Raw genomic sequence first — 18,658 nt, 5'->3', positions numbered from 1 at the left:
TAAAACAACAAGCCTCATGCGAAAGCATGGGGCTTTTTGTTTTGTCTGTTATCTGGCGTTCTGCCCGAGCATGGGCATCCTGAGACGAATGGTGTAGGACAAATCCGCCGGGAGCGGATTTGAACGTTGCGAAGCAACGGCCCGAAGGGGGCGGGCAGGACGCCCGCCATAAACTGCCAGGCATCAAACAAAGCCGAAAGCCCTGAACTGACGTTCAGGGCTTTTTGCTATGCGTAAAAAAACAAAAAAGCGCAGCTACGCTGCGCTGCTTTACCCAACTTCTCTCCGACAGGCAGCCAGAGAAAAGGCCCCGAAGGGCCTTTGATTAGGGTGTGTTTGCTTTTTTCACTTATTATTCGGTTAATGCGAGCTGCCCTGAGAGATGCCCAGCCCGGTTTGCGAACGGACAAACTGGGCCCGGAAGCGTTCCCTTTCTTGCTGTCCAGCCAGCGAGCCGTCGGTTATCGAGAACAGCCAGGTGCCGACAAAGGCCACGATCATCGAGAACAGCGCCGGATATTCATACGGATAAATCGGTTTTTCATGGCCGAGGATCTGCACCCAGATCGTCGGGCCGAGGATCATCAGTATCACCGCCGTCAGCAGGCCCAGCCAGCCGCCAATCATCGCGCCACGGGTAGTCAAACGCGACCAGTACATCGACAGGATGATGATAGGGAAGTTACAGCTGGCGGCGATGGAGAACGCCAACCCGACCATAAAGGCGATGTTCTGCTTCTCGAACAAAATCCCCAGCGCAATGGCGACCAGCCCCAGCACCACGACGGTGATCTTGGAGACCTTCAGCTCATCGCGCTCGGTCGCCTTGCCGTTTTTCATCACGCTGGCGTAGAGATCGTGGGACACTGCCGAGGCGCCGGCCAGCGTCAGGCCCGCAACCACCGCCAGAATGGTGGCGAAGGCTACCGCCGAGATAAAGCCGAGGAAGAAGTTGCCGCCAACGGCATTGGCCAGGTGCACCGCCGCCATGTTGGTGCCGCCCAGCAGCGCGCCGGTGGCGTCTTTGAACGCCGGATTGGCGCTGACCAGCAAGATGGCGCCGAAGCCGATGATAAAGGTCAGGATATAGAAGTAACCGATAAAGCCGGTGGCGTAGAACACGCTCTTGCGCGCTTCCTTGGCGTCGCTGACGGTGAAGAAGCGCATCAGGATGTGCGGCAGGCCGGCGGTGCCGAACATCAGCGCCAAACCGAGCGACAGCGCGGAGATCGGATCGGAGACCAGGCCGCCGGGGCTCATGATGGCGATGCCTTTCGGGTGCACCTTCACCGCTTCGGCGAACAGGGTATTGAAGTCGAAGTTAACCGACTTCATCACCATCAGCGCCATAAAGCTGGCACCGGCCAGCAGCAGCACCGCTTTGATGATCTGCACCCAGGTGGTGGCCAACATGCCGCCGAACAGCACGTACAGCACCATCAGAATGCCGACCAGGATCACCGCCACGTGGTAGTTGAGCCCAAACAGCAGCTGGATCAGTTTGCCGGCGCCGACCATCTGCGCGATCAGATACAGCGCCACCACCACCAACGAGCCGCAAGCCGATAGGGTGCGGATCGGTTTCTGCTGCAGGCGGTAAGAGGCGACGTCGGCAAAGGTATAGCGGCCGAGGTTGCGCAGGCGCTCAGCGATCAGAAACAGAATGATCGGCCAGCCGATGAGGAAGCCGATGGAGTAGATCAGGCCATCATAGCCCGAGGTGTAAACCAGAGCGGAGATGCCGAGGAACGAGGCGGCGGACATGAAGTCGCCGGCGATCGCCAGGCCGTTTTGCAGGCCGGTGATACGCCCGCCTGCGGTGTAGTAGTCCTGACGGGAACGGGTGCGTTTGGACGCCCAGTAGGTGATGTACAGGGTGGCGCCGACAAACAGGATAAACATCACGATCGCCTGGATGTTCAACGGCTGACGATGCACTTCGCCGCCGATGGCGTCGGCGCGGGCCAGGCCGGGCAACAGCAGCAGCGCGGCGGCGGAGAGGGCGGAACATAAGCGTTTCATTGTTTCACCTCGCGCAGAATTTCTGCGGTGAGGCGGTCAAACTCGCCGTTGGCGCGAAACACGTAGATTCCGGTCAAGACGAAAGAGATCACGATCAGCCCGACGCCGACCGGGATCCCGCGGGTGATGGTCGATCCGACGGCGATCGGCGTGCCGAGCCACTGAGGATCGAAGGCGATCAATAGAATAAAGCCGACATACAGCGCCAGCGTAATCAGCGAAAGCAGCCAGGCGAACCGGCCGCGTTTTCTTACCAGCTCTTTAAAGCGCGGGTTTTCTTCAATCCCTTGATAAATGGTGTCATTCATCAGTGTGTCTCCAGTCGGTATTGAGAGAGTACGCCGCGCCAGGGCCGCTCAACGGCGCGTTATCCGAATGAGCGGCCTGAAGCGGCGTAAATTATGACGGCACTTTCATTGATTGTTTTTCTTCCAACAGCTTGTCGACTACGGCCGGATCCGCCAGCGTGGAGGTATCCCCCAGGTTGCTGGTGTCACCGGCGGCAATTTTGCGCAGGATACGCCGCATGATCTTGCCGGAACGCGTTTTGGGCAGCGAATCTGTCCAATGCAGCACGTCCGGCGTGGCGATCGGCCCTATCTCTTTGCGCACCCAGTTGCGCACTTCGGCATAGAGCTCCGGCGTTGGTTCTTCGCCGTGGTTCAGCGTGATATAGGCGTAGATCGCCTGGCCTTTGATGTTATGAGGAATGCCGACCACCGCTGCTTCGGCGATTTTCGGATGCGACACCAGCGCGGATTCGATCTCGGCGGTGCCCAGACGGTGGCCAGAGACATTCAGCACGTCGTCGACGCGGCCGGTGATCCAGTAATAACCGTCCTCGTCGCGGCGGGCGCCGTCGCCGCTGAAGTACATGCCTTTGAAGGTCGAGAAGTAGGTCTGCTCGAAGCGCTCATGATCACCGAACAGGGTGCGCGCCTGGCCCGGCCAGGAGTCGACGATCACCAGGTTGCCTTCGCAGGCGCCCTCCTGCGGTGTGCCGACGTTATCGACCAGCGCCGGCTGTACGCCGAAGAAAGGCCGCGTGGCGGAACCGGCCTTCAGCTCAGTGGCGCCCGGCAGCGGAGTAATCATGAAGCCGCCGGTTTCGGTTTGCCACCAGGTGTCGACGATCGGGCATTTCGCGTTGCCTATCTTGTTGTAGTACCACTCCCAGGCTTCCGGGTTGATCGGTTCGCCGACCGAGCCCATGATGCGCAGCGAATCGCGCCGGGTGCCCTCGATCGCCTTGTCGCCTTCGGCCATCAGGGCGCGAATAGCGGTTGGCGCGGTATACAGAATGTTGACCTGATGCTTGTCGATCACCTGCGACAGGCGGTTGACGCCCGGGTAGTTAGGCACGCCTTCGAACATCAGGGTGATGGCGCCGCAGGCCAGCGGGCCATACAACAGATAGCTGTGACCGGTGACCCAACCCACGTCGGCGGTGCACCAGTAAACGTCGCCATCGTGATAGTCGAAGACATACTTGAAGGTCATCGCGGCGTACACCAGGTAGCCGCCGGTGGTGTGCAGCACGCCCTTCGGCTTGCCGGTCGAGCCGGAGGTGTACAGGATAAACAGCGGATCTTCGGCGCTCACTTCTTCCGGCGGGCAGTCGGCGGAAACGTCCTGAATCAGCTCATGCCACCACAGATCTCGCCCTTCCTGCCAATACCCCGGTTTACCGGTGCGTTTGAACACCACCACGTTCGCCACGCTGACCACGCCGGGATTTTTCAGCGCGTCGTCGACGTTCTTTTTCAGCGGCACGGCGCGGCCGGCGCGCAGGCCTTCATCGGCGGTGATCACCAGTTTGGCGTTGGAATCGATAATGCGTCCGGCGACCGCTTCCGGCGAGAAGCCGCCGAAGATCACCGAATGGACGGCGCCGATGCGCGCGCAGGCCAGCATGGCGACCGCCGCCTCCGGCACCATCGGCATATAGATAGCCACCACGTCCCCTTTTTTCACGCCGAGCTTTTTCAGCACGTTGGCGAACTGGCAGACATCATGATGCAACTGTTTGTAAGTCACTTTCTTGGATTGGGTCGGATCATCGCCTTCCCAGATGATGGCGGTTTGGTCGCCGCGCTCGGCCAGATGGCGGTCCAGACAGTTGGCCGACAGGTTCAACGTGCCGTCTTCAAACCAACGAATGCTGACGTGGCCCGGATCGAACGAAGTGTTTTTAACTTTGGTATAGGGTTTGATCCAGTCCAGGATTTTGCCATGCTCACCCCAGAAAGCCTCTGGGTCTTGAACCGACTGTTGGTAATACTGTTGGTATTGTGCCGGATTAATCAGGGCGCGTTCTGCAATTGCAGAAGGAATAGCGTGTTTATGCAGTTGGCTCATAGCTTTTCTCCTTGAAGTTGTTAATGATATGTCAACTGAAGGTTAAGTATAGTTTGCTACGATTCTTTGTTTCTTTTTTGCGCGGCAGATCACGCAACAAAGATATTGATTTGTAATAGTTCTGTCGCATTTGCAGGGCGTATCTATCTCTTTGGCGTTTAAATCATCATAAACCCGCGTTTTTAGCCAAAAATACTTATCTAAAGAACAAAAAAGAATAAACAACGCCGAGACTATTTGCCTCGTGCTTAATAGCGTGGGGACGTATTGGCATTATTCCGCGCTATAAATCTTTTTGGATTATTTTTCGCTATTAATATTCGAAGTTGGTATTAACGCGATATAACGATAGACGGCACATCCTGAAATAACGTTTTATTAACCTTTAATTCCTGATGAAAAGTCGGGTGATACCCGAGGGTATTCACTCTGCGGTATCGCTCGATTTTTAAGCTAAATATAAAGTGGCGCTGCATTTATGAGGGAAAGTGTCACTCGGTAAACTCTCATTTAATTGACTTTTGAGTAACAAAATATAAACATTTGTCGTGGACTAAATATGCAGAATGGACGAAAAATAACGCATTTTAATGGCGTTCAAAAAAACGTCGCCGGCACGGTTATGTACTTCATTATATGAAAAATTATGTTTTTAATAACAAGCAATTATGCCATTTGAAATAGTAACGCGAAATTTTTGTGATTCGATTCAGCGCTCAACCCTGACAAATCAAGGCTTGCAGAGCATGCCGCCCGGATGATACAGATTTATACTGCGTCGCACCCAGGGCAGGTGAACGCTTCCACTGAATTAACATAAGCCTGTAATAAATGATTAAGTATTCTTTTCGCTGTGTTGCGACTTTGTACGGCGGAAAGAGTCTTTGAGGACTTTTTGGGTATGAAAAGTGTAAAAATTAGCCTGGCTTGGCAAATCCTGATCGCGTTGGTACTGGGTATTATTGTTGGCGCGGTATTGCACAACCAGACCGAATCTCGTGAGTGGCTGGTAAGCAATATTCTCAGCCCGGCGGGTGATATCTTTATTCGTTTGATCAAGATGATTGTGGTGCCGATCGTTATTTCCACGCTGATCGTCGGCATTGCCGGCGTGGGCGATGCGAAAAAGCTGGGCCGCATCGGATTGAAAACCATTATTTACTTCGAAGTGATCACCACCGTTGCCATCGTGGTGGGGCTGACGTTAGCCAACGTATTCCAACCCGGCCACGGCATCGATATGTCGACGCTGACCACGGTGGACATTTCGCAGTATGAGAAAACCACCGAACAGGTGCAAAGCGGTTCGCACAGCCTGGTGGCGACCATTCTGTCGTTGATCCCGTCGAACGTCTTCTCGTCGATGGCCAAGGGCGACATGCTGCCGATTATCTTCTTCTCGGTGCTGTTCGGTCTGGGCTTGTCGTCGTTGCCGAAAGAGACCAAAGAGCCGTTGCTGAAGGTGTTCAAGGCGGTGTCCGAGAGCATGTTCAAAGTCACCCACATGATCATGCGCTATGCGCCGATCGGGGTGTTTGGCCTGATTGCGGTCACGGTAGCCAACTTCGGTTTCGCTTCGCTGCTGCCGTTGGCCAAGCTGGTGGTGCTGGTGTACTTCGCCATCGCCTTCTTCGCCCTGGTGGTGCTGGGGGCGGTCGCCCGGCTGTGCAACCTGCGCATCTGGACGCTGATCCGCATCCTGAAAGACGAACTGATCCTGGCCTATTCCACCGCCAGCTCGGAAACGGTGCTGCCGCGCATCATCGAAAAGATGGAGGCTTACGGCGCGCCCAAGTCGATCACCAGCTTCGTGGTGCCGACCGGTTACTCCTTTAACCTGGACGGCTCGACGCTGTATCAGAGCATCGCCGCTATCTTTATCGCCCAGCTGTACGGCATCGAGCTGTCGCTGGGGCAGGAGATTGTGCTGGTGCTGACGCTGATGGTCACCTCGAAAGGGATCGCCGGCGTGCCGGGCGTTTCGTTCGTGGTGTTGCTGGCCACGCTGGGCAGCGTCGGCATTCCGTTGGAAGGCCTGGCGTTCATCGCCGGCGTGGACCGTATCCTGGATATGGCACGCACCGCGCTGAACGTTGTGGGCAACGCGCTGGCGGTGCTGGTGATCGCCAAGTGGGAACACCAGTTCGATCGCAAGAAAGCGCTGGCTTACGAAACGGAGTTCCTGGCGCAAAAGGTGAAGCCGGCCAATCAGGCCTAACCACCGAGTATCGCCTACGTTAAAAACGCCCCGGGCCCCGCGCCTGGGGCGTTTTGCTTTTATGTCCTTTCAGCCTGCCACTTTCTTTTCTCTGCCCCCGCTACGTGACTTGCATCCCCGCTTAACAGAATCTAAAGTGTTACCAAATTATTGGAAATGATAATAGATGTTATTATCATTTTCATTTGATGATGTATGGAAACACGCAAAAGCGGTTGAACGGCGGAATGTCGTCCGTGCGGCGCTTTTATTCAGGCTTATCAAAGGTAGGTAACATGTCGGACACCGCTTTGGCCTCTGAATGGTTGCCGCTGGCGCCAGCGCAGCTTGATTTCTGGGAAGAATACACCTTGCACCCCGGGCAGACCTTATCCACCGTCGCGCATTGCACCGAACTGTGCGGCGCGGTAGAGGAAGAGGCGCTGTGCCGGGCGATCGCCGTCACGCTTGCCGAAACGCAGGCGTTTGCCCTGCGCTTTGGCGAACGGCGTGGCGACCATCCTCCGCCGTTACGGCACGATCCTCAGCGCATACCGTCATTGCAACGCATCGATCTGCAAGCGCATCGCGATCCCTGGCAGGCGGCGCAAAGCCTGATGCGCGAGGATATAGCGCAGCACCGGGCGCTGCACAGCGAAGCGTTAGCCGCAACCTGGCTGCTGAAGCTGGCACCGGAGCGCTACCTCTGGTACGTGCGCGCGCACCATATCTTGGTCGATGGTTTCGGCATGGCGCTTATCGAACACCGCTGCGCCGCGTTATATGCGCACTACCTCGGCCAGGGCAACGCAGGCATCCCTCTGGGCGCCTTTGGCCCCTTTCAACAGGCCGAGCTGGCCTATGCCGACTCCGAGCGCTGTGAGCGCGATCGGCGCTTTTGGCAAGCCTACCTGCCGTCGTCGCAGGCGCTGCCGACGGTGCGCAAGGGCGGCGCGGCGTACGGCGTGCGGCGTTTGAGCGCCAACCACCGGCTGCCGGCGGCGGTGTCGCAACGTTTAACGCAACTGGCGGAGCGCAGCGGCATCAATTGGCCCGACTTGCTGGTGGCGTTGTCGGCGGTCTGGCTGTTTCAGGTGATGCCGCAGCACACCCGGCAGGGCGATACGCTGCCGATGTGGATGCCGGCGATGAATCGCCGCGGGCAGGCCGCCACCAATGTGCCTGCGCTGGCGGTCAATACCCTGCCGCTGCTGGTGTCACCGTCGCAAGCGGAGACGCTGGGGGGCTTTCTGACCGCTCTGACGCAGCAGCTGCGCGAGCTACGCGGCCACGCCGGCTACCGGCTGCGCCAACTGGCCGTCGATCGCGGAGTGGCTCCGGACTCGCGTTTCTTTATTTCCCCTTTCATTAATGTGCAACCCTTCGATGCGCCCCGTTTCACCGGCTGCAGCGGCGCCCGGCGCGTGCTGGCCGGCGGTTCGGGTGACGGTTTCAACCTGACTTATCGCGGCCGCACCGACGCCCGCGATCTGCAGGTGGATATCGATATCTATCTGGAGCAGTTCCCGACGGAGGATGCGCTGAACTATGGCGAGGCACTGCAAGAATTCCTGTTGCGTGCGCTGCAACGGGATGCGTGGGAACAGCCGCTGGCGGGTCTGACGGCGCTACCCGCCTGATAAAATACGGGCGGGGGATGTCCCCGCCCGAGTGGCATGGCTTCAGTTGGTCAGTAACGCCGCCACTTCACGCGCGTTCTTGCACGGCAGGAGCGAACTGCTCACCAACCGGGTGCCGAAAGCGTCATTGAGGCGCTCCGCCACCTGTTTGATATGCGGCAGTTTCAGCCCCATGGCGATAAACGCCGTCTCTTCTCCCCATTCCGGGCGCGGCGTCACGCCGATCGCCTGCCAGTAAATGGTCAGGATCTCTGCGCTGCGCGCCAAAGGCGCGTGCGGCGGCGGTGCCGCGCAGGCGTTCAACGCCGGCGCGGTTTGCTGGTGGCTCAGGTCGGCGCGGATGCGATGGCGGTCGGTTTTACCGTTGGCAGACAACGGCAGCGCCTCGGCATGGATAAAGCGCGTGGGAATATGGGTACAGGGCAGATAGCCGGTGGCGAAGGCACGGATCTCGGACAGCGGCAGCGGTTTGCCGTCGCGAGTCAGATACAGGGCGCCGAGCGCCGCCTCGTTGTTCTCTCCGCTGGGATAATCCACCACCACCATATCCTGAATCGCCGGATGACGGCGCAGCACGTCTTCGATTTCCGGCAGTGAGACGCGTACGCCGCGGATCTTCACATAGCCGTTCACTCGGGTCGCGAACATGATGTTGCCGTCCGCGCGATAGTAACCCTGATCGCCAGTGCGGAAAGCGCGTAGCGGCTGCCCATCCGGCCCTTCGAGGGTGATGAAATCATGCTGCTTCAGCTCCCCCTGTTCCAGATAGCCCAACGCCAGGTTGACCCCGGCGGTATGGATGCGGCCGACCACGCCGGCCGGGCAGTGGCTGCCGTCGTCATGACAGATGAAATAACGGTTGGCCGGCAGCGGGCGGCCGTAAGGCACGGTGCCGCTCTCCTGCGGGGCGATCGGGTGCCAGATGCTCCAGATGGTGGTTTCGGTCGGCCCGCCGAGCGAGAACAGCGCGAGATCCGGGCGCAGGGTGCGTAGGGTTTGCACCGTCGCCGGCTTGATGTAGTCGCCGCCTTGCGCCACCAGACGCAGCGAACGCAGGCTGTCGGCCGTCTTGCAGGTGAGCAGCATCTCCAGAATGGCAGGCACCGAACACCACAGGGTGACCCGATGTTTTTCCACCAGCTGATTCCAACTGATGGCGTCTTTTTCCTGATGCGGCGCCGGCAGCACCAGCGTAGCGCCGGCGCACAGCGAACCGAACAGATCGAACATCGACATGTCATGGTGCGGCGGCGTGACGGAAATGAACACGTCGTCGGCGGTGACCGCCCAGCGCTGCTGGGTCTGGTGGACGACGTTGGCGGTGGCGCGGTTGTTGAGCACCACGCATTTAGGCTTGCCGGTGGTGCCGGAGGTGTACAGGTAGTAGCTCGCGGTCAGGCTGGCGCTGCGTTCCGCCAGCGTCTGTTCATCCGCCAGCGCAGGCGCGCGATCCGTCGGCGCCAGCAGGATCGTCGGCGTGACGCCGATCGGCGTCTCCAGATCGCCGCCGTGCACCACCAGCGTTGGCCGGCAGTTCTCCAGCAGGTAGGCGGTACGTTCCGGCGGCGAGTTGATATCGATAGGCACCCAGATCACGCCCTGCAGGGCGCAGGCGAGACTGAAGATGACCTGTTCCGGGCTGCGCGGCAGATACAGCGCCACCACATTGCCCGGCTGTACGCCGCGGCTCTGCAGGTTGGCGATCGCTGTGGCGATCCGCTGGCCCAGCTCATTATAGGTCAGCGTCTGCTCGCCGCAGATCAGCGCGTTGCCGCCGTTCTGCGCGCCAAACAGCCGCTCGGCCAGCTGCGCCAGATAAGGATAAGGCGCGTAATTCGCTTCGCTGTCGTTGTGGCGGTAATGCGCCAGATCGATGAAGTCTCGCGGCGCGATTGTCAGGTCGGCGCGTTGGCAACTGTGCAGGATGCGCTGCTGCAAGGCCGCCAGCATGGCCTCGACCTGCTCGCCGTGCAGCGCCTGTTCGGCGTAGTCCACGCACAGCTGCAGGTTCTTTTCACTGTCCAGCGTCAGGCGAATGTCGATGGCGACCTGCGGCGTTTGGGTCAGGCCGTCGTGGAAGCGCACTGGCGCCTCGGCCGGCAGCGTTTCCCAGCCCAGACAGTTGGTCAGGATCACCGGCAGCGCCGGGCCGCCCTGGCTTTGGCCGAGCAACTGTCGCGCCAGATCGACGCCGGAAAATGTCAGGTGGTCGAGCGCGCCAAGCACGTCGTCCTGCAAGGCTTGCGCACGCTGGATAAAGTCTTCGCCGTAGCGGGAATAACGCACCGCCACGAAGCTGGAGGCGTTGCCCAGCGCGCCGTCGGCGGCGGGGAACGCCACCGGTACGCCGACGCACAGCTCGCCGTCGGTGGTCCAGTGGGCCAGCGTATCGAGGATCAGCGCCGACAGTAGGCTGTTGCGCAGCAGCGCATGCGGCGATCCCAGGCGGCCGAGCCGTTTTAGCGTGTCGTGCGGCAGCGTCAGGGTGGCGCGGCGATAGCGTGATGAGGTGAGATTGGCGAGCGGGGCGCGCCACGGCAATGCCGACGGGGTGGTGACATCCTGCAGCTTGTCGCGCCAGTAGGCCGCATCGGCCTGACGCTGCGCCGCCGGGGCGGCCGGGGGCGGCATCGCGGCGGCGGTCGGCGCCAGAGGGCGATCGTCGAACAGGCGCGCGATCACGCTGGAGATCCCCTGGCCGTCGAGGATCAAGGCATCGAAGCTGGTGAAGATCAGCGTATCGTACGGCGATCCCGTCGGATCCTGCTGTTCGGCAAGCTGGATCACGGCGATGCGCCACAGCGGCTGGCTCGGATCGTGGCGCTGGTGGGAGTAGTGCTCGCGCAGCTGTTCGAGCTGGCGCTGCGCTGCTGCGCCGTCAAGAGAGCGCAAGTCGTGGCGATCCAGGTGCAGCGCAACCTCCGGGCGCACGTGCTGCGTGCCGCGCTGCACATCGATGCAGGTGCGAAGCGCCGGGTAGTGCTGTACCAGCTCGGTCAGACGCGCTTCAAGGCGCGGCACATCCAGCTGCCGGGCGCGGTATTCGCGAAAGTCGTGCATCGCCACGCCGCCGAGCGGCCATCGATCGCTGCGGCCAAGAAGATAGGCCTGCTGCAGTGCGGTTAATGCTGTCTCCATGATACTTCCCTATAGTCGCTAACCGATTAAAACGAGTCGGGCGCCACGCGCCCGGAAACCGATCTCAGTGCTGCGGCGCCAGGGCGGCGAGCAGCGTTTTTGCATTTCGCCCCGCCTCGGGCGAACGTTGGCAAATCAGCGCCGCCAGCGCCGCCGGGGAGGGATGCGCCGCCAGATCCTGCGCCGTCAGCGCCGCCGTCAGATACTTGTTGAGCACCGTCAACAGCGCATTCACCCCGGCATCCGGCAAGGCCAACCGGTGGATATCGTCGTGGTCGCGTAAGTCGGCCTCGGGGGCCACCCGCGCCAACAGCCGATGCAGCACCTGGCGCACCGGTGCCTGCTGCGCCAGCGCGTCGGGCGTACATTGCGCCAGCAGCTGCGACAGCGGGCGATCGAATGCCCCCGCTTGCCGTGCAGCCAGGTGCAGCAGCGCCCGGTAACAGGCCAGCAGGCGCGGCAGCACGTGCTCGGGAAACGCGTCCAGCCGCACGTCCCAGTTGATCAAAATGCCGTCGTCGACGTGGGCGACCTGCGCATCCAGCGCCACCTGCGGCCCCTGAGAGATCACCCAGCCGAGACGGCCGAAGGTGTCGGCGACCCGTTCGGAAAACAGCGTCTTGCCGCGGATGCCGAAGCCGGCGGTAAACACCACCGGCGAAGGCTGCAGGCTGCCGTGCAGGCGCGACAGATCGCGCATCACACTGACGCCGGGGTAATCCGCATGCTCGATCAGCTCCGCCAGCTGCGTCATCAGGCGTTGGCAGAAGGCGTTCAGGTTTTCCGTCGGGTTCAGTTCCACGCCGAGCAGCACCAGGTTAGAGAAGTCGCCGATGAGGCGCTGCGCGTCCTCCCGCTCGCTCTCGCGGTGGAACAGCGGCACGTTGAGCCGAAAGCGCGTCATGTTCCAACCCTGGCCGACGGCCAGGGCGAACAATGCGAGAAACAGCGTCGAGAGGGAGGTGTGGTGCCGTTTGGCGACGTTCTCCAGCGCGCGGCTCTCTTCTGCATTCAGCTGTACGGCCAGGCGATCGCTGCGGCAGCGGTCCGGCGTGCGCAGCAGGCGCGGCGCCGGCGGCACCTGCGCCAGGCGTTCGCGCCACCAACGTTGGCCGCGTTCGCGCCGCTGGCGCAGCGCGTCGTCGGCGTCGCGTTGCGCGAGGTGATCGAAATAGGCCGGCGGCGCGTCATGGGCAGGGGGCGGCGGGCACTGGTGATAAAACGCCGTCAGATCTTCCATCAACAGGCGAAAACTCATGGCATCGCCGGCGATCATGTCGAGATCGACATGCAGGCGGCTGCGCCCCGCCGGCAACAGGCTCAGGCTGATATCGCAGGGAACGCCCTGCTCCAGCGGCAGCAATTGAGTGCTTTTCGCCTGGCGTTTGGCGGCGAGCGCGGCCGCCAGCGTCGTTTCATCGGCGTGTCGCCAGTCGTCGAGATGCAAGGTATGTCGGGGGCCGGGAGGCGCGATCGTCTGCCGGCCATCGTCGGTAATGCGCAGGTGCAACAGCGGATGACGCAGGTACAACGCCTCGACGGCCTGGCGTAGCCGAGCGATATCCAGCTCGCCGCCGTCGAACTCCGCATACAGATGGGCGGCCATGCCGCCCAGAGGGGGAGCGGACTGTCGGCCAACCCAATAGGCGGCCTGCATCGTGGTTAAAGCTTTCATCGGGTATCCATTTTGATTCAGCCAACGAGACTGCAAGAATATATCCAAATGTTAATAGGAATGAAAATTATTATTATTTAATCCGTTTGCCGCGAGGGTGCTATCTATAAGGGGTTTTAGCTGTAACGGGCAGGCATGGGGTTGGATATGAATAATTTATTCATATTATTCTTAGCATTGTAATTATTGTCTGTTATTGCAGCGCTTGTTTTACCTGCGAAAGTATAAGGTTTTCTGGCGGTTATCGTGGCCGCTCTCACACCTTTATTGATAATGATTTGCATTAGAAAATGCAAAATATTATCATTCTTAACATTATTTTACGTTTTTATACAAGCCGTCGGCCGCTCCGCCGGCGGCTTGGCCGTGGACGGGCCGCGCCCGTTCGGCCGCGCAAGGCATAGGTTTGCCGCAGGGATAAGCAACAGAAAGGTCGGGAAGGCCGCAGCGTCATGGTCTGTGTGAGTGTCGATGTAGGTTGTGTAAAAAAAATCAAATTTTGTGCACCTCTGGGATGAAAGGAGAAGACATCTATGGGCAAGCATTTTGCGGCTCAACGGCATGAAAGCGTAGGAAACGGGGAAAAGGCGGGGTTAAGAGCCATTGGGGCATTTTCCTCCGTATTTTTAGGCGTGTGTTCACTGGCGATCGGTAACGTCAACGCGGCGGAAACGAAGAGCAACGAAACCTACCAGGACGCGGAAACGCTGCTGGTCACCGGTGAGAAGATCAAACGTTCCATTTTCGACACCGGCTCCAGCGTGCAGGTGTTCGACAGCAACCGCATTGCCTCGATGCCCGACGCGGTGCAGATCCCCGATCTGCTGCGCATGACCCCCAACGTGGTGGATCTGGGCATCGGCAACGAACTGCCGACCGTGCGCGGTATCGACGGTTCCGGCCCGAACGTCGGCGCCAATGCTTTCCTCAGCGGCACCCGCCCGCGCCTCAATCTGTCGTTGGACGGCCGTTCGCTGACCTATAACGAACAGGCGTTCGGCCCGCAGTCGCTGTGGGATCTGGATCGCGTCGAAGTGTTCCTCGGCCCGCAAAGCTACATCCAGGGGCGCAACGCCATCGCCGGTGCCATCGTCATGGCCAGTAAAGACCCGACCTTCGAATGGGAAAGCGCCTTCAAGGGCGGGGCAGGCAACCAGCACTCGTCACAGTTGGCCGCCATGGCGTCCGGCCCGCTGGTGGAGGATCAGCTGGCGTTCCGCGTCAGCGTCGATCGCCAGCGCCGCCGCAGCGAGGCTGACCTGCCGGCCTATGCGCCAGTGGGCGATCCGCGTGAAGTGGAAGCCACCACCGCCCGCGCCAAGCTGCTGTTCAACCCGGCCGGCCTGCGCGATCTGACCACCAAGCTGACCTTTAACCACTTCGGCAGCACCGCGCCGCAAAACGAAAGCCTCAACCCGCAGCCGCATCCGACCAATCCGCGTCACGATCCGCGCCGCGCCGTGTTCAAAAGCAACATGAACAGCACTATCTGGGATCTGGCCTGGGAGTCCTCCGATGCGCTGACGTTTGAAAACCGCGTTATCTACACCGATTTCAACATCAACCGTCCGACCGCTTACAACATCCAATACGCCGAGATCGACGGCCAGGAAGTTCACGTGGAGCCGGTGGTGCGCTTCGGCGGCGCGGACAGCCGCCTGCACGGGCTGGCGGGGTTGCGTTATTTCCACGGCACGCAGGATGAGTTCGTCAACATTTTCGGCGGCTCGACCTTCAAGGATAAAACCGATACCCATTCGGCGTTCGCCGAGTTGACCTATGCGCTGACGCCGCAGGTGGACGTGACCGCCGCCAGCCGTCTGGAACGCGAACACCGTCGCCGCGACGGCGGCAGTCAGGCGGTGCGCATCGACTTCGATGAAACCTACACCGTGTTCCTGCCGAAACTGGACGTGGCCTGGAAACCGACGGATACCCAAACCTACGGCGCCAAGATCGCCCGCGGCTATAACGCCGGCGGCGGCGGCATCACGATCGGCACGCCGGTGGTCAGTTACACCTACGGTTCCGAGTATGTCTGGAACTACGAGCTGTACACCCGCCATCACCTGAAAGACGCCAACGTGGTGCTGACGGGTAACATCTTCTACAACGATTACAAAGATATGCAGCTGCCGTACTCGCTGGGTGAGAACTCCAGCGTGATCCGCAACGCCGACAAGGTGGAAACCTACGGGGCGGAAATCGGCGCCACCTGGCAGCCGCGCTGGGACTTCGAGCTGTTCGGCAACCTCGGCCTGCTGAAAACCGACATCAAAAAGTTCTCGGGCAGCGGCGTGGAAGGGCATGAACTGGCGCGCGCGCCGGCTTACACCGCCAACATGGGCGCCAAGTATCAGTTCCTGAAAGGGTGGGAGCTGAGCAGCAACGTGGCGTTCACCGACTCCTACTATTCGCAATACGACAACGACTCGCGCGGGCGCATCGGCTCCTATTGGACGGCCAACGCCCAGCTGGCTTACACCTTCGACTACGGCCGCGCCACGCTGTATGCGAAGAACCTGTTTGACTCCGACCGCCGCGAGATGATCCGAAGCAATGACATCTACACGGCGACGCTCCAGCGCGGCCGCCTGATCGGCGCGGCGGTTGAGCTGAATTTCTAACGCTATCGCAATGACGGGGGACGAATGTCCCCCGTTTTGTGCGCTATCCCGGCATGGCCGGGCAAAGGAGATAACGCAGTGATCGGTGATTTTGACAGCATTCTGAGCGATGAAGAGGCCCAGCGGCTGGAGAGCGCGTTTCAGGCGCTGGGCGCGGAATCGGCGAACGGCGAGTGGCCGGTGAGCGAAGCCGAAGAGCGGGCATGGTTTGCCCATCTGCAGCAGGGTGACGCACGCGGGCAGCGGGCGTTGGCCTGGCGCCTGACGGGGGAAGTGGATATCGCCCGGCTGACGGCGGCACTGCAGGCGCTGGTGCGGGAGACGCCGGGCGTGGACGTGCGCTACGTTTTTGATGACGAAAACGGGCTGGTTAAACGCGCCGCCGGTTCGGCGCCGTTGCCGGTGAGCCTTCGTCAGGTGGCGGACGAACAACACGCCATTGGCTGCCTGCTGCAGGCGCAGGCGACACCGTTTGAACTGGAAGGCGAAGCGCCGCTGCGCGGCTTGCTGTTGCTTACGCCGGACGGTGAGGTGATTTTGGGCGCAGTATTGCATGACATCCTGACGGAAGTGCTGCCGTGGCGCCATCTGCCGGCGATGCTGTCCGCCCGTTATAACGGGGACCCAGTGCCTCTGCCTTTCGCCGCTGAGCCGGTCGAGCTGCCGGAAAGCCCGGAGCCGCAGCTGCCTTGGCTGCGCCAGGCGGTCTCGCTGCAGGATTACCGCAGCCCGGCGCAGCGTGCTGAAGCCTTGCCGCCGGTGGGTTCGCGCGTGGTCACTCGCATTGCGCGCACGTTGCTGCCCGCCAACAATACGCCGCGAGCATTGCTGGCGGCGGTGGCGGCGCGGTTTGCCGAGTTCGTCGCCGCGCAAGCCGGCGGCCAAGCGGTGCAACTGTGTGTGCCGGCCGCAGAAACGGCGGAGTTCGTCGGTCTGGAACTGGGCCTGACGGCGGCGCCGCTGATGCGTCTGACCGTGCAGCATGGCGAGGACGACGTCGGGCAGCGGCTGCTGGCGCAGGCTGTGGCTGAACAGCCGGACCCGCAGCGGGCGCAGCTGCTGGTGGCCTGGCGCGACGATCTGGCTGCAGAGTGGCGGCTGGAAGGCGTTCACGCCGAGCGCCTGCTGCTGCCGCCGCTGCATACGCCGTTTGAACTGGCGCTGCTGCTGGGCTTGCCGGAAGCGGAGGCGCTGACGCTGGAGCTGGTTACCGATCCGCGTTTGTCCCCACATGCCGCGCCTTTCCTGCTGGAACAGTTCAGCGCCTTCCTGGCCGGGCAGCAAATTGCCGTCGCATTGCCGGCGGCTGAGGCCGCCTCCCCGGCGATTACCGCGCCGGCGGCGAACGGCGACGCGGACGAAAGCGTTGCGCCGCTGATTTTGCAGGAGTTCCGTGAGGCGCTGGTGGCGCCGGAAATGACCCTGGATGAAGACTTCTTCGATCGCGGCGGTCATTCGCTGGTCGCCACCCGGGTGATCGGCCGCTTGCTGAGCCTGCATCAGATCGAAATCAACATTAACGACCTGTTCAGCCATCCGACGGCGCGTGGGCTGGCGGGGTATGCCAAACGCCTGAACGTCGCGCAGCCGAATGCCGCGGTGGTGACCGCCGACGATCATGATCGGGCGCAGGCGCCGCTGTCGTTGGCGCAGGAATCGCTGTGGAAGGTGTATGAAGCCTTTGGCCATGACGAGATCTTCAACCTGCCGTTCTCGTTGCGTTTCTTCGATGCAGTGGATGAAACGGCGCTGCGTCAGGCGTTTATCGACGTCATGACTCGCCATACCGTGCTGCGTTCACGCTTTGTTGAGCAGCAGGGCGAGGTGGCGCAGGTGGTGGTGCCGGCTGCCGAACTCGCGGACTACTCGTGGTTCCGCTTCTCTCACGAGACGCCGGCGGGCAACGCCGCCGCCCTGTTGGCCGATGCCGGCCAGCACCGGTTCGATCTGGCCGCCGAGCTGCCGCTGCGCGTCACGATGCTGCGCGATGCGGACAATGGCCAGCAGCTGCTGTCGCTGCTGTTCCACCATGTGGTGCTGGATGAATGGTCGCTCAACCTGATGATGGACGAGCTGGGCGTCGCTTACCGCCATCGCGTCGCCGGCCAGGCGCCGCAGTGGCGCGGGCAGCCGCCGCAGTTCCACACCTTCGCCCGGCAGCAGCGAGCCTCCGGGGTGCAGCAGCAGCATCTGGACTACTGGCTCGACGCGCTGCGCGGCGCGCCGGTCGGCCAGCCGATCTTCCGGCAAGAACCCTCTACCCATCCGGCGGTGCCGGCGCCGGCGGACGTCAACGGCGGCTGGCTGGAGTTCGAGGTTGATCCGGCCGTGGCGGAGGGCCTGTATCAGCTCGCTCGCCGCAATAACGCTTCGCTGTTCAACGTGGTGTATGCCGGTATTACCTCGGCGCTGCGCCTGCTTGGCGGCCCGGCGGATCTGCTGGTGGGCACCTCGACCTCCGGCCGTAACGACGCCGAGTTCTTCGATACCGTCGGCTACTTCACCACCGTGGTGGTGCACCGCGTGCGCTTCGACGAAGGGCTGACGGTGGCCGGCTTGGTCAGCCAGGTGAAAAACACCATCAACGGCTCGCTGCCGTACACCGATATTCCGATCGATCTGGTGGAGGAAGGGCTGTTCGGCGTGGACGCCGACCGCAAGAACCATATGTTCGAAGTGTTTATCCAGATCCACAGCCGCATCAAGCTGAACGGCGAGTTCCGGCTGCAGGACGGCAGCGCGATCGCCTACCGGCAGGTGGAGCCGGAGAAAGCCGAATCGCTGCTCGGCCTGCAGTTTGAGGTGATGGAAGACGATCTGGCCGGGAAGAAATCCCTGCGGGTGATGATGACCTACCGTCAGGATCACTACAGCAAGGAACAGGCTGATTTGATCGCCGATGGCGTTCAGCACGTCTTTACCCAGTTTGCGCAGCACATCGCTGGCGATATCGCTCTGGCGGCGCTGCCGCCCGGGCCGCAGGCATGACGTTGTTTCACTC

At 61.1% G+C, this 18,658-nt stretch carries 9 protein-coding genes; 4 read left to right on the top strand and 5 right to left on the bottom strand.

Annotated elements, in window-relative coordinates:
- Positions 1-360 precede the first annotated feature (360 nt).
- The 3 genes from actP to acs all read right to left on the bottom strand — a co-directional run bounded on the left by actP (position 361) and on the right by acs (position 4,380).
- The gene (gene actP / locus AAIE04_RS24650; RefSeq protein ID WP_063919657.1) at positions 361-2,022 is read right to left on the bottom strand and encodes a cation/acetate symporter ActP; all 1,662 of its coding nucleotides are present in this window, start codon (positions 2,020-2,022) and stop codon (positions 361-363) included.
- Positions 2,019-2,330, bottom strand: a complete 312-nt coding sequence (locus tag AAIE04_RS24645) for a DUF485 domain-containing protein (protein WP_019453431.1) — start codon at positions 2,328-2,330, stop codon at positions 2,019-2,021. The genes actP and AAIE04_RS24645 overlap by 4 nt, the downstream gene beginning before the upstream one ends.
- Positions 2,331-2,421: 91 nt before the next feature.
- A complete protein-coding gene (gene acs / locus AAIE04_RS24640; protein ID WP_498577839.1) occupies positions 2,422-4,380 on the bottom strand; it encodes an acetate--CoA ligase in 1,959 nt (652 codons plus the stop codon).
- Positions 4,381-5,281: 901 nt separating this feature from the next.
- On the opposite strand from acs, the gene gltP reads away from it, so the two are divergent.
- Both gltP and AAIE04_RS24630 read left to right on the top strand, forming a co-directional pair.
- Complete coding sequence (gltP, locus tag AAIE04_RS24635) at positions 5,282-6,598, top strand: glutamate/aspartate:proton symporter GltP (RefSeq protein ID WP_015376334.1); 1,317 nt, start codon at positions 5,282-5,284, stop codon at positions 6,596-6,598.
- Between the two features lie 275 nt (positions 6,599-6,873).
- Positions 6,874-8,217: a condensation domain-containing protein gene (locus AAIE04_RS24630; RefSeq protein ID WP_063919658.1), complete on the top strand. Its 1,344-nt coding sequence runs from the start codon at positions 6,874-6,876 to the stop codon at positions 8,215-8,217.
- Positions 8,218-8,259: 42 nt separating this feature from the next.
- Here AAIE04_RS24630 and AAIE04_RS24625 read toward each other — a convergent pair whose 3' ends face one another.
- Positions 8,260-11,355, bottom strand: a complete 3,096-nt coding sequence (locus tag AAIE04_RS24625) for an amino acid adenylation domain-containing protein (RefSeq protein WP_498577838.1) — start codon at positions 11,353-11,355, stop codon at positions 8,260-8,262.
- Between the two features lie 64 nt (positions 11,356-11,419).
- On the bottom strand, positions 11,420-13,030 hold the full coding sequence (locus AAIE04_RS24620) for a condensation domain-containing protein (protein WP_498577837.1): 1,611 nt from the start codon (positions 13,028-13,030) through the stop codon (positions 11,420-11,422).
- 533 nt (positions 13,031-13,563) lie between these two features.
- Between AAIE04_RS24620 and AAIE04_RS24615 the strand changes: the two genes are divergently transcribed.
- The gene (locus AAIE04_RS24615; protein WP_063919661.1) at positions 13,564-15,657 is read left to right on the top strand and encodes a TonB-dependent receptor; all 2,094 of its coding nucleotides are present in this window, start codon (positions 13,564-13,566) and stop codon (positions 15,655-15,657) included.
- Between the two features lie 78 nt (positions 15,658-15,735).
- Positions 15,736-18,645 (top strand): condensation domain-containing protein, encoded by a 2,910-nt coding sequence (locus AAIE04_RS24610; protein WP_498577836.1) that lies wholly within the window; start codon positions 15,736-15,738, stop codon positions 18,643-18,645.
- The last annotated feature ends 13 nt before the right edge of the window (positions 18,646-18,658 follow it).

The organism is Serratia sp. Ae19-1 (assembly GCF_059801225.1).
This window is presented reverse-complemented; position numbering and strand designations above follow the sequence as displayed.

Bases quoted from the DNA above. Each gene is read 5' to 3' on its own strand.
- actP (WP_063919657.1), bottom strand. From the start codon at position 2,022: ATGAAACGCTTATGTTCCGCCCTCTCCGCCGCCGCGCTGCTGCTGTTG.
- AAIE04_RS24645 (WP_019453431.1), bottom strand. From the start codon at position 2,330: ATGAATGACACCATTTATCAAGGGATTGAAGAAAACCCGCGCTTTAAA.
- acs (WP_498577839.1), bottom strand. From the start codon at position 4,380: ATGAGCCAACTGCATAAACACGCTATTCCTTCTGCAATTGCAGAACGC.
- gltP (WP_015376334.1), top strand. From the start codon at position 5,282: ATGAAAAGTGTAAAAATTAGCCTGGCTTGGCAAATCCTGATCGCGTTG.
- AAIE04_RS24630 (WP_063919658.1), top strand. From the start codon at position 6,874: ATGTCGGACACCGCTTTGGCCTCTGAATGGTTGCCGCTGGCGCCAGCG.
- AAIE04_RS24625 (WP_498577838.1), bottom strand. From the start codon at position 11,355: ATGGAGACAGCATTAACCGCACTGCAGCAGGCCTATCTTCTTGGCCGC.
- AAIE04_RS24620 (WP_498577837.1), bottom strand. From the start codon at position 13,030: ATGAAAGCTTTAACCACGATGCAGGCCGCCTATTGGGTTGGCCGACAG.
- AAIE04_RS24615 (WP_063919661.1), top strand. From the start codon at position 13,564: ATGGGCAAGCATTTTGCGGCTCAACGGCATGAAAGCGTAGGAAACGGG.